Source organism: Devosia sp. Root685, from assembly GCF_001427875.1.
GTDB lineage: Bacteria > Pseudomonadota > Alphaproteobacteria > Rhizobiales > Devosiaceae > Devosia.
In genome coordinates this window covers 615,044-628,322 of sequence record NZ_LMHK01000002.1, presented here as the reverse complement: position 1 = coordinate 628,322, position 13,279 = coordinate 615,044, and the positions used below count along the sequence as shown (strand labels likewise).

Genomic DNA, 13,279 nt, shown 5'->3' with positions numbered 1-13,279 from the left:
TGTTTACTCCCGTCGCTGATCAGGCGACCTGATTGCCGATCGCCAGAGGCAAGTGAACGCCATCGAGGGTGATGGAGATTTCATAGAAGTCGTTTCGGTCGACATCGGCCTCGATGATGGTGTGGTCGATATCGTCATAATGGGCATAGGTGATGCGGATCGGCAGGCCGGCTTCGAAGCCGTCGTCGATCGCGTCGTAAACATCGCCGAAGCGTTCTTCTTCGAGCCGTTCGGCGCGGCGGGATATTTCGTAATCGGCAACGTGAATGCGGTCGCCGACGACGAAGTCGAGAATGCCGTAGACGATCTGGTAGCTGAGGGTGGGGGCTTCGTCGGCGAGGGTGAAAATGAACAGGTCGTCCCCGCGGCCGCCCGCGACGACGACGCCGGTCGCGCCGAAGACGAATGTATCATCGCCCTCGCCGCCGATGACCTGCTCGATGCTTTGGAAGTGGTCTTCACCGATTTCGTCGCTCGTGGCGGTGCCGGCCGCGAAGTCGAGGTGAATGTCGGCGGTGAAGGCGGCGTAGTCGAGCGTGTCGTGGCCTTCGCCGCCGTCGATGTGGTCATTGCCGGGGTCGCCCGTGATCCTGTCGTCACCGGGGCCGGCGTCGATTTCGTCATCGCCTTCGCCGCTGTCGATCAGGTCATTGCCTTCGCCACCGGCGATGTGATCGGCGCCGCGGCCGGCAAGGATGGTGTCGTTGCCTTCATTGCCTTCGAGCGTATCGTCTCCGTCATTGCCGTAGATGACGTCGTTGCCCTCGTCGCCTTGGATGGTGTCATTACCGGTGCCGCCGTCGATGATGTCGTCGCCTTCACCGCCTGAGATGGTGTCGTCGCCGTCGTCGCCGTTGATGATGTCATGGCCGGCTTCGCCGAAGAGGCGGTCATTGCCGGTGCCGCCGGAGATGAGGTCGTTGCCGTTCCCGCCGAAGATGACGTCGTTGCCTTCGTTGCCGAAGAGTTGGTCGTCGCCGTCGCCGCCCATGATGTGGTCGTCGCCAAGGCCGCCGGTGACGCTGTCATTGCCGGCGCGGGCGTCGATGATGTCGTGGCCGGCAAGGGCGTCGATGTCGTCGTCCCAGGGGGTGCCGGCATAGGTGTCGTTATTGGGGGTGAGAAGCACCTGATGACGGGTGATGTCCAAACTGGCGGTCTGGACGATGTGCAAGAGGCCATCGCTGATCTCGTAGGTGAAGGTGACAAGGCCAAGCGTGCCGGGCAGGGTGGCGAGGGACCAGCCATGGGCTGTCTGGACCAGGGTGCCGCCGGTGGCGGTGAGGTTGTTGATGGTCAGAGTGTCGTTGTCGGGATCGCTGGCGCCGAAGAGCAGATTGGAGAGGCCGATGAGGACGACCTGGCCGGCAAAGACATCGTGGAGCCTGACGGGGCCGAGAACGGTCGGGGCGCGGTTGGTGTTTGGTGATTTGTCGTCGTCTTCGTCGTCGTCATTCGCGGTATCGTCATCGCTGCCGTCCGCTGGTGGGGCGGCGGGGTCATGATGGGTGGAATGGCGCGGGGCGGCGGGGGCGCTGAAGGACGGTTCGTTGCGTCCGACGAGGGCGGCATTGTCGTTCTGCGGCCGGTAGTGGACGGCGGCGGGGAAGAAGGGGGCGACATTGGGGCCGAGGAAGTTGAAGGAGGCTGCGGTATAGTGGAAGGCGAGCGGGTCAGGCATGGTAAAAGCCTCGTCCCAGCCGAGGGCGGCATGGCGCGTCGCGCTTCTGGGGTGATCTTCATCGACGCTGCCGGTGGTCATGAGATCGACGCCGGGTCCGCCCGGCTCGTGGCGCGCGCCGCGGGGCGCGCCGCTATTGGCGGCGGGATTGGCGTGGCTGCCCTCGGGCGCATGGCTTTGCGCCTCGGCGGGGAAGACGCTTTTTATGTAGGCGGCGATGCCGGTGAAGAACAGCGCCAGATAGACCGGCAGGCGCGAGGTCTTTTCGGGGAGGTTAAGGTCGAGCTTTTTTCTGAGGTCAGCGGGATCGGGCTTTTGCTGCTGGCTGGATTTGGCCTCGATGATCATGCCATGCCTCCCGTTTCCGTGCGCGGCTCGACCACTTTGAGCGCGTTGGCATTGGCCTGGCGCTGGCCGGCGACGATCTCTTCCTTGGGGCCGAAGGCGGTGAGGCGGCCGTTCTGGATGACGGCGACCATATCGACTTCGGCGAGGATCGAGGGGCGATGGGCGACGACGACGGCAATGCCGCCGCGGGCGCGGATCTGGCGGATGGCCATGTTCAGCGCCTGTTCGCCCTCGGCATCGAGGAAGGCATTGGGCTCGTCCATGATGACAACGAAGGGATCGCCGTAAAGGGCGCGGGCCAGACCGAGGCGCTGGCGCTGGCCAGCGGAAAGGGCGGTGCCCATGGGACCGAGCTGGGTGTCATAGCCATCGGGGAGCCGCACGATCATCTCGTGGACGCCGGCGGCTCTTGTGGCCGCGACAATGGCGCGGGCGTCGCGCTGGGGCGAGAGGCGGGTGATATTTTCGATGATGGTGCCATCGAGCAAAGCCACGTCCTGGGGGAGATAGCCGATATATTGGCCGAGCTTTTCCTCGTCCCACTGGGTGAGGTCGGCCTCGTCGAGGCGAATGGCGCCGCGGAGTGCTGGCCAGATGCCGGTGAGGGCGCGGACAAGGGTGGTCTTGCCGCCGCCGCTGGGGCCAATGACGCCAAGGCCCTGGCCGGCATTGAGTTCGAAGGCGACTTCGGTGAGAAGGACGCGGCCAGAGGCCGGGGCGGCCACCGAGATCTTGTCGATTTTGAGCGATTTTGTGGGGGCCGGCAAATCGAGCGGCTTGGTCATGCCTGCAAGGGCCACCATGGTATCGCGGAGGCGCTTGAACGCCTGGCGGGCGGCGACGACGCCCTTCCAATTGCCGATGGCCATGTCGATGGGGGCCAGGGCGCGTGAGGATGCGACCGAGACCGCGATGATGGCGCCGGCAGACATCTGACCCTGAATGGTGAGGTAGGCGCCGGTACCCAGAAGCGCCGATTGCAGCACCATTCTCAAAATGCGCGAGAAGGCGCCGAAGGTGCCGATGACATCGCTAGCGCGCGTTTGCAGGGTCAGGTGGTCCTGGTTGACCTCGTTGAAGCGGCTGACGGCACGGCCGGCAAAGCCCATGGCCTTCAGGATATCGGCATTGCGGGCATTGGAATCGGCCACGGCATTGCGGGTAAGGAAGGCCTGTTGGGCGGCGGCGGCGAGTTTTCTCGATTTGAGCTCGGTCCAGATGGTGAGGAGCGTCAAGACGAAAGCGCCGCCAAGCGTCAGGGCGCCGAGCACGGGATGGAGGAAGTAGACGAACAAGATATAGAGCGGCACCCAGGGCAGATCGAACAGGGCCACCGGGCCCTGGCTGCCCATGAAGGAGCGGATGGTGTCGACGTCCCTGCCACGCTCCAATGCCTCGCCGGTCGAAAAGCCGAAGCGGGGCATGTCGACGCTGACGCGATGGGCGATGGGAGCCAGCATGCGATCAAAGCGGGCGCCGATACGGACGAGCAACTGGCTGCGCACGATGTCGAAAACGCCCTGGAAGAGATAGAGCCCGATAACGAGGATCGAGAGCGCCAGAAGCGTCGGGATAGAGCCGCTGGTCAGGGCCCGATCGTAGATCTGCAGCATGTAGAACGAGCCGGTCAGCGCCAGCACATTGATGATGCCCGAGATCCAGAACAGGAAGACCGCGACGCCCTTGAACTCCTTGCGCAGCATCTCGTCGCCGCGATGTTCGGCCAGAACTTTTGTCGATGCCATGATCGGCCCCCGAGGGATGGATGGATTGTCTTCTGGAAGGAAAAAACCCGGCCGGTTGAACCCGGCCGGGCAGTTGGAGGCTAAAGGTTGAAGTCGGTGCCGGTCAGGGCGTGATTGCCTGATATGCTGATGCGGAACTCGGGGGCATTGTCCCCGGCCGTATTGCCCGAGATGACGGTATATTCCCCATCTTCCCGCGTCTCGTGGGTGACGACGATCTGGCCCGGGGCGGTCGCGGCCTGGCCGCTTTGGAGGGTGAAGCTATTGTTCCCCGCGATCCCGGCATTGGCATCGATCCCCGAAAGGTCGATCTTGTCGCCGGCCTCAAAGCCACGGATCGTATCGCCATGGGCGGCTGCGGCCGAACCGAAGACGAAGATGTCCTCGCCCGCCCCGCCATCCACCACATTGACGGCATTGCTCATGGTGATCGTGTCATCGCCCGAGCCCGTGGTGACGTTTTCGACGCCGTAGAGCGTATCGGTGCCGCTTTGGCTTGAGACGGCGCTGCCGCGGCCACCGACCCCGGTACCCAGATCCACCACGGCATTGGCGGTGAGGAAGGCCATGTCGAGCGTGTCATTGCCCGCGTCGCCCGAGAGCTCGCCACCATAATAGGTGTCGTTGCCATCATTGAGCGAGCCGACGAACAGGTCGTTGCCGGCGCCGCCAAAGACGGTGTCATTGCCGTCTCCGCCATCCACGAGGTCATTGCCCGAGCCGCCGAAGAGACGATCATGGCCACCTTCGCCATAGATCAGATCGTCGTCATCGCCGCCAAAGACATCGTCATCGCCATCATCGGCAAAGATGATATCGCGACCCGCCCCTCCGTCGACAAAATCGTCACCGGCACCGGCCCGGATTNGAAGACGGTGTCATTGCCGTCTCCGCCATCCACGAGGTCATTGCCCGAGCCGCCGAAGAGACGATCATGGCCACCTTCGCCATAGATCAGATCGTCGTCATCGCCGCCAAAGACATCGTCATCGCCATCATCGGCAAAGATGATATCGCGACCCGCCCCTCCGTCGACAAAATCGTCACCGGCACCGGCCCGGATCACGTCCACCCCGGCATTGGCGATGATGTAGTCGGTCCCGGCAAACCCGAACACCAAATCGCCGCCAGAGGTGCCGAGCAACACGTCATCCTGTGGTGTGCCAAGAACCGGACCACCCACAACAGGCGCATCATCATCGTCGCCATCATCATCTTCATCGTCGTCGTCATCGCCGGGGACGTGATCGTCATCATCCTCGTCTTCGTCGTCCTCATCGTCGTCCCCGTCATCAATGATCGGCGGGCCGCCATGGGAGACGTAGCGGATGGAATGTTCACCATCGCTCAGGGTCGTGACGCCGTTTTCGTCGGTGGTTTCGACGAAGTCGGCCATGGTGCTGCCCGGGGGCAGTTCGATGACGTCCTGGGGACGCAGGGTGCCCAGGATGGTGTCGTGGCCGCCATTGGACTTGAAGACGATGCGGTGCGCAGAGCTCAGGGCCGAGATGTCGATCGTGTCGTCGCCCACATTGCCATCGATGGTGATGGTGTTGAGACGAAGGCTCGTGGTCGAGAAATCGCCCACGATATTGAACGTGTCGCCGCCCGGGGTGCCTGTTCCATTGGGGTCGAACCCATTGATGCGGATTTCCTCGATCTCGCGCAGTTCGGCGATCACCGAGGCATTGTTGGTGCCATTGCGGGTGACGATGATTTCGGTTCCCGCATTGAACCCGGTCAGGCTATTGCCAGCGATCGCGGCGAAGGCGGCGCGGGTGTAGATCGTGTAGGTTTCCGCGCCGGCCCTGCCATTGATAGCGAAGGTATCGCCGGCAAGGCCTTCGGCGCCGCCATTAACCACCTGCCGGCTATCGGTCGGGTTTGCCGCATTGGCGTTCCAGACGATGGTGTCGTCTCCATTGTCGCCGTTGATGGTATCGACGCCGAGATTGCCGGTGGCATTGACCACGAAGCTATCGACAAAGAAGTCGTCGCCGCCATCCCAATTGCCGTTCGCCGTGAAGCGGATGGCGGATTGGGGGCCGATCTGGGCGGCGGTCAGGGCGATGCTGAACGTGCTGCTCGCCGTGCTGAAGACGCCGCCGGCAAGGGCCTGCCAGCTGTTCGTCGTATGGTTCCAGGCCTCGACACTCACCGACTCGCCGGCAGTCAGGCCGGCGTCGCCGACATAGGCGAACTGCACAGAAGCGGAGGTCGCCCCAGTCAGATCGAAGGCGCGCTGGATGGTTTCGCCGCCGTCGATGCCGTCGTTGAAGTGCAGGCGGCCGGTATTGGCGGTATTGATCTGGATATCGCCCGAATTGTCGTCGGTGTTTTCACCGCCGCCTTCGGTCCAGCCGCCATTGAAGAGCAGCGTGCCATTGTTGTCGGTGTAGGAAACCCCACCACCGAAGTCGTCGGCGAAGGTGCCTGTGCTGGCGCCGAGGCCACCGGTGAGCGTGTCGTTGCCCTCGCCGCCGTTGAGAATGTCGGCGCCTTCGCCGCCATTGACGATATCGTTGCCGCCGCTGGCATTGACCGTGTCATTGCCGCCAAGCGCATTGATGGTTTCGGCGGCATTGGTGCCGAGATGCGTCTGGCCGGTATTGGTGCCGGTAATGGTGTTCGTGGTCGCCGTGGCGAGCACGAAATCGGTCTGGGTAAGAGACGCCGCCGTCACCCCGTTGAGGCGAATGGTGCCGCCGGTGCCGCCATCGACGGTGATGAGCGCAGCGTTCGGTCCGGTTACGTCTGCGATGGTGACGCGGGTGGCGAAATTGGCGGCGGTGATGCCCATGCCGCTGAGGTCGACGAGATCCTGACCACCAGTGGCGTCGGCGTCGAAGCCCGTTACGGTGTCGGCACCAAAACCGTTGGCGGTATAGCGCAGGGTGTCGTTGCCATCACTGACAATGATCGTATCGTCGCCTTCGCCGCCCGTAACGGAGTCGTTGCCGAGGCCGCCGTTGAGCGTGTCGTTGCCCGTGCCGCCATCGAGAAGGTCGGCATCGGCGCCGCCATTGATGGTGTCGTTGCCTCCACCGCCAAACAGCTGGTTTTCGCCGTCATTGCCGTTGATGGTGTTGTCGAGCGCGTTGCCCGTGCCGTTGACGCCATCGGTCGTGCCGGTCAGTGTCAGGTTTTCGACATTGGCACCCAAAGTGAAGCTGACCGAGGAATTGACCTGATCGGTGCCTGCATTGGCCGCTTCATCGACGATATCGCCGGTATTGTCGACAATATAAGTGTCGTTGCCGGCGCCGCCGCCCATGATGTCGGCACCAGTGCCGCCATCGTGGATGTCGTTGCCAGCGCCGCCGAGCAATATGTCATTGCCCGCGCCGCCATTGAGCGTGTCGTTGCCGTCAAGGCCAAGCACAAGCTGGCTATTGTTGGCGCCAGTCGCACCATTCAGCGCCGCGTCGTCGGTGTTGCTGCCCAGGATGATGTCATAGTTCACGTTATTGAGTGACAGGTTTTCGACGCCGGTCAACGTGTCGGTGCCATCGGCGCCGCCGTTGCGGTGGGTGACCACGAGCTGGCCTGTGGCGTTCACAGCGTAGTCATAGGCACTGGCTGCACCGGCAAAGACGGTGGTGTCTTCAGTTCCCAGCCCGCCGATAATGGTGTCGTTGCCGGCGCCACCGGTGAGCGTGTCATTGCCGGCGCCGCCATCGATGATGTCATTGCCGCCAAGGCCGTTGAGATTGTTGTTGCCGGCATTGCCCGTGATCTGATTGGCACCGGCATTGCCGTTGCCGTTGAGGTTGGCTGTGCCGGTGAACATCAGGTTTTCAAGGTTGGCGTCGGTGAGGTTGAAGTTGACCGAGGCCAGGACCGTGTCGATGCCTTCATTGGCATTTTCGGTGATGTCGTCGCCGCCCGAGTCGACCTCATAGGTGTCGTCGCCGTCATTGCCGATCATGTCGTCATTGCCGGCGCCGCCGATCAGCAGGTCATTGCCGCCGTCGCCGGTCAGGGTGTCGTTGCCGGCACCGCCGAAGAGGACGTCGTTTTCGCCGCTGCCGAGGAGGTTGTCTGCAGCGGCCGTGCCAACCACCAGGGAGCTGGTGTTGGGATCGACCGGTCCGAGTTCGCCCACACCGTCGCCGTCGTCATCGTCATTGGTGTCGAAGCTGACGGCATAGTCGCCGGCAAGCGTCACGCCGCCATAGACATTATTGCTGAAATTCACCAGTTCGACGCGGGCATTGGCATTGTTGCCGAACTCATTGGCAACCGTGACGGTCTGGCCGTTGAAGCCCAGGGTCAGGTCGTTATTGGCCTGGCGGACGGCGGTCAATGCAGCAAGGGGAACTGCGGCTGTGCCGCGGGCGATGGTGACGCGGTCGGTGCCGCCGGTTTCGGTGATGACGTCGTTGCCGTCGGCAAGGCCGAAGCCGTAGGTATCGTTGCCGAGGCCGCCATTGAGCTGATCGCCGTGTAGCGCCGTCACCACCAGATTGTCGATGGCGACCGTGTCATTGGCGCTGTTGTTGTTGGTGCCGCTGACGACAAAGCGTATCGCTGCTGCCGGGAGGAAGGGCCCCGAGAGCTGCACGTTGAACGATCCACTGCCGGAGTCGCCATCTATGGTCTGGATGGTTGTGAAGGTGGTGCCGTTAGCCGAGAACTGGACCTGGACGGTCTCGCCATTGTCGAAGCTGTTTTCGGCGTAGGAATAGGCGATGCTGACGGCATTGGCGCCGGCCAGGTTCAGCGTGCGCTGAATTTGTGCGCCGCCATTGCCGGGGTCATTGTCGTTGTCGCCGAAGACGAGCGCGCCGCCCGTGATGCGGATCTGGCCGCTGGTGAGCACGGTGCCAGTGGTCACATCGCCACTTTCTGTCCAGGCGGCGGAGGCTGTGCCGAAGGCGTCGTTGACGACGGCTGTCGATGCGCCGTCAGTGCCGCCGATCAGAACGTCATTGCCGCCATTGCCGTTGAGGATATCGCTGCCGGCGAGGCCGACGATGATCTCGTTCGCATCGGTGCCGTTGAGCACCGGCCGGTCGGTGGCCGGATTGGCCCCGCCATTGTCGTTGAAGGGGGTGCCCATGACGATGGCATAGGTGCCGTCGGTAAAGCGCAGGCGTTCGATGCCCGACAGGGTATCGGTTCCTTCGATACCGTCTTCAATGGCGTGCGAGACAACAAGCCTGCCATCGGCGTCGAGCGAGAAAGAGAAGTTGGTGCTGACGTCGCGGAAGACGGCGGTGTCGATGTCGCCGGGCGTGGTGTCGGTCCTGATGGTGCGGACGATGGCGAGCTGGCCGGGATTGACGAGGCCGGAGAAGACGTCGCTGGTCAGGTCCTTCATGCTGTTGACGAGACGAAGAGGCGTGCCGAGGTGGTTCGGATCGGTTGCCGCAAAGACGCCGATCTGCACGTCGAGCCACTTGTCGCCATCGATGATGTCGTCGCCGGCATTGCCCTGGATCTCGTCGCTGCCGTCGCCGCCAAGGATGATGTCACCGGCAAGGAACGAGGTGACGCCGGTGCCGAGGACTGCCTGCAGGCCGTTGATCAATGCGATGCCCTGAGCGTCGAGTGCGCTGCCGAGGTAGCCGGTCGAGCCACCCTGGCTGGCGGGCACGCGGGTCGTGGCGTCTTCTTCGGAACCCTTCAATATGTCGTTAAAGCGGGTACCGGAGAGGCCTTCCATCGACTCGAATTCATCGAGCGCGGCATTTTCTGGGAGTACGGGGGCCTCGTCGAAGACGATGGGAATGGACAGGTCGGCATTCACGCCGGCGACATTGTCCTTATAGGTCGCCCAATCGAAACCGGACATGCCGGCCATTTTGCCGCGGCCGGGGCTGCCCACCATGATGTCGTCGCCGCCTTCGCCGATGAACTCGTCAAAGCCGCCGTCGCCGAGGAACACGTCATTGCCGCGGATGCCGTCGTGGGCGAAGATTTCATCGAAATTATCGCCGGGGGCGCCGTCGAAGGTGCCGGTTTCGAGCCAGTCGTCGCCCTCATTGCCGAGAATGCGTTCGGCGTTCTTGTTGCCGAGGATGAAGTCATTGCCTTCACCGCCGAAGACCTCCGAGCCCATATCGGTGCCGAGGACGACGAAGTCCTGACCGCGGCCGCCCAGAACGAGATCGAGGCCCGGGCCGGCATGGATGGCGTCATGGCCGTCGCCGCCCTTGATATTGTCGTCGCCACCCATGTCGCGGATGATGTCGTCGCCATCGCCACCATTGATGATGTCGTTGCCATGGCCGCCTTCGAGGTTGTCATTGCCGCCATCGCCAAAGAGCGTGTCGTCGCCGATACCGGCAATCATCATGTCGGCATTGTTAGTGCCGCCGAGGATGACGTGATCGCCCCCGGTATAGCGCAGGTAATTGGTGTCGAGGCCCGTGGTAGCGGGGTTGTTGCGAATGACCAGCTGCGTCAGGAGGCCCGTGCCGACAGGATCGATGCTTTCGAGCGTGCCATTGCCGTCGAGGTCATTGAACTGCCGCGTCTGATCGACCTCGAGGATGAGGCCGGGCGTCGAGAACACGTCCGAGGGCAGGTGGGTTGCGTCGGTGTTGCGCATGATCATGGCGGCGAAGGAATTTGCCTCCATTTCGCCGAAGAGGTGCAGGCCATCGAGGCGCTGGAGGTAGTAGAAGCGGTCGCCGTTCTGCAGCTTCTCCATCTGGGTTTCGAAGACGAAGTTGAAGGTCGAGCCGAGCATGCCGCCGAAGGGCGTGGTCGCCTCGGCAAGGCCACCGATCCAGAGGTCGATATTTTCGAGGCCGCCTAGGGCGCCGGCCGCACCATAGGAACCGGTGCCATTGAGGAAGTCGTCACGATCCGCAGGCATGACGAAGGGTGGCTCCATGGCGGCGAATTTGCCGAATGCCTCGCCCAGAATGAGCGTGATGGCGGCGTCGCGTTTGCCTTCGATGGTTGTTTCACCCGTGATCAGGGCATGCGTGCCATAGGCGGCGATGAAGTTGATGATCGAGGCTTCATGCTTGAGATGGCTCGCGAATTCGACCCAGCTTGTATAGGGTTTGAGGATCGCATCATTGCCGGTGGCCTCGTAGAACTGGCGGCGGGCCTCGTTGAGCGAGGGCACGCCGGTGTCGCGGCCGCGGGCCAGATTGATCGTTGCCAGATCGAGCGGCAGGCCGAGCAGATTGTTGCGCAGGGCGCTGGTGACGAATTCGTCTATATGGTTGCCAACCTGACGCGTCATGCCGCGAATGACGGCGCCCGCCATCTCGTCGGAAGGTAACGAGGCGAATTCGAGTGGATTGAGGAAGCCTTCGATGAGCCCGATCTGGTCGGGCGTGAAGGAGGGATCGTAACGGTCGATCGTTTCCGTCAGCATGGAATGGCCGAAGCGATAAACGACATGGGCGAACTCGGCGAGAATTGTCGGGTCGATGGTGACGTCGTAGCCGTCCGGAACGAGGAAGACGTTGATATTGGGCTGGATCTTGCGGGCGAACTCTTCGAAAACGAGGTGCTGATACTGCATCTCGGTGCCGAACTTGGCGGCCTGGAAGAGACGCTCGCCATCCCAGCGGCCAACATCGTTCTTGAGGGCGGTGCGTTCCGCTTCGGTATCGATCTGGTCGAGCGATGTCAGGCCCACATCGAGCCATTCATTGATGAAGGCCAGATCATTGGTGGCAAGGACGACGTCCTTGGTATGCGCCATCAGGCGATTGTGCTCTGAATGGAACACATGGTGCACCGTGGTGAGGCCAATATTCTCATTGCCGCGGCCGTCCCCAGTGACGAAATGCGCGTCGAGCAGTTCGTTGTCGTAGGACGTGCTGATCGGCGATCCATCGCTGTTCGCCAGGCCGATTTCGATATCGCCATCGGCGATCTTGCCGACCGGCACAGCGGTATGGGCGATATCGTCGAGGAAGGCGTGGCCAGTGCGGACGGCCAGATGGGTGACCTGGGGAAGCGTGTCGGCGTCGCTGGCGTCGTCAGGGGTGACCGTAACGAGGCTGAGCGGAGAGGCCGGCGTGCCCGATGCCAGGGTCGGCGGATTTCCCACCATCACCACCTGGGCAAAGCCGGTGACGGGATGGGGAATGAAATTGCCGTATTCATCGGTGGCGAGCAGAGGCAGGTTGCCGACGTGATAGTCGGTCAGGTCGATGCCGAGCATGGCCTTGGCCTGTGCCTTGACCTCGGCCCAGGTGGGCAGGCCGCCATTGGTGCCGTCGAGCAGGTTGCCCGTCGCCTGGGGCTTGCCGCCGACCAGGATATATTCGCGCAGGAAGACCTGGTGCGAGGCATGCGAGGTATAGGTCTGGTTCTGGTCGACAAACGGGGTCGTGGTGTTGATCGGGCGGACATCGTCCGTGCTTTCGACCGCCAGCGTATCGGGATCGTCCAGAATGCCGTCTGGCCCGGCGCCCACCGTGGCGCGGGTCAGCACCATGAAATTGGTGGGGCTCGTCGGGTCGTAGAGCGGATCATCGGGCGAAAGCGGGATGAATACGGTGCCGCTGCCGCCCTTACCCACGAGATCAAGGCCATGGTCGAAGAACTGGCCGAAGAGCGTGAACCAGGAATTGAACGAGGCGGAGAGGCCTTCGTCGGGCGCGATATTGGGCAGCGAGATATTGTCGCCATCCATCCTGATGCCGTTTTCGGTGAGCAGCAGATCGAGCGGGCCACGGGCCGTGGCAAGATCGGCGTCGGCCGTGGCCGAGGCTGCGGCCGTTGCTGCGGCGGCGGTCTGTGCTGCCGCGACGGCGACCGGGTCCTGGGGCGTGGCCGCAAGCGCTGCGGCAAGCGTGCGCTGCGCATTCACGTCTGCCACATGGGCGGCTTCGGCCGCTTCAACGAAGGGTTTGACCGGTTGGTACTCGTCCCGAATGCTGATGGCGATATCGAGCAGCGTCATGCCCGGAGGGGGCGTGATGCCGGCGCGCTGTAGCGCCACCATGATAGCGGCGGGATTATCGAGCGTCTGATCGACGATCAGGTTGGAAATCGTGCGAACGCTACCGTCGATGACGACATTGTTCGGATTGGTCGATGGGTTGTAGTTGGGCGCCGTTGGGAATTCGGGCGCAGGTCCCGGGCCATCGGGATCGAGCATGCCGCCCTGAGCATCGCGATAATCGTTGCCGAGCGGCTCGGGGAAGGGATTGTCGGCGGAACCCCATTCGGGATGCAACAGGTTGTTGTATTCGCCGTTTACGGTGCGCAGGCCCCAGGCCAGATTGTAGGTCGGGATCAGGCCGCCAGGTCCATAAAGAGGCTGGCCGGCGGCATGCGCTTCCGCGATCTTGATCTGCGCGAGAATGAATTCCAGGTCGCTCTTGATATAGGTAACCATCACTTCCCCTCCGGCACAAATGCGGCCCGTTACAGGCGGCTTGTCACCATCCATGCCGCGGCGGTTGCCACGGCCCCTAACTTGATTGGGATAGTGCCCAACATCGGCGCGGAGCGTCAGGTCGGAACGTCTAGCCGATCGGCGGCATAAAGGTCCGACCCCGGGCTAGACTTTGGGTCCGTCAAA

4 protein-coding genes are annotated in these 13,279 nt (G+C 62.8%); all 4 read right to left on the bottom strand.

Translation table 11 applies throughout. The features are described 5' to 3' along the window. Nucleotides 1-19: 19 nt before the first annotated feature. Nucleotides 20-2,029: a calcium-binding protein gene (locus ASD83_RS11460; RefSeq protein ID WP_056310958.1), complete on the bottom strand. Its 2,010-nt coding sequence runs from the start codon at nt 2,027-2,029 to the stop codon at nt 20-22. Beyond that, nucleotides 2,026-3,774 carry a type I secretion system permease/ATPase gene (locus ASD83_RS11455; RefSeq protein ID WP_056310956.1) on the bottom strand — a complete coding sequence of 583 codons (1,749 nt, stop codon included), beginning with the start codon at nt 3,772-3,774 and terminating at the stop codon, nt 2,026-2,028. Before ASD83_RS11455 ends, ASD83_RS11460 begins: the two co-directional genes overlap by 4 nt. Before the next feature lie 80 nt (nt 3,775-3,854). Beyond that, nucleotides 3,855-4,586 carry a hypothetical protein gene (locus ASD83_RS21555; protein ID WP_413813499.1) on the bottom strand — a complete coding sequence of 244 codons (732 nt, stop codon included), beginning with the start codon at nt 4,584-4,586 and terminating at the stop codon, nt 3,855-3,857. 56 nt (nt 4,587-4,642) lie between these two features. Continuing rightward, the coding region (locus ASD83_RS20965; RefSeq protein ID WP_210168345.1) for a peroxidase family protein at nt 4,643-13,093 on the bottom strand (8,451 nt) is incomplete at its 3' end. Between the last annotated feature and the right edge of the window lie 186 nt (nt 13,094-13,279).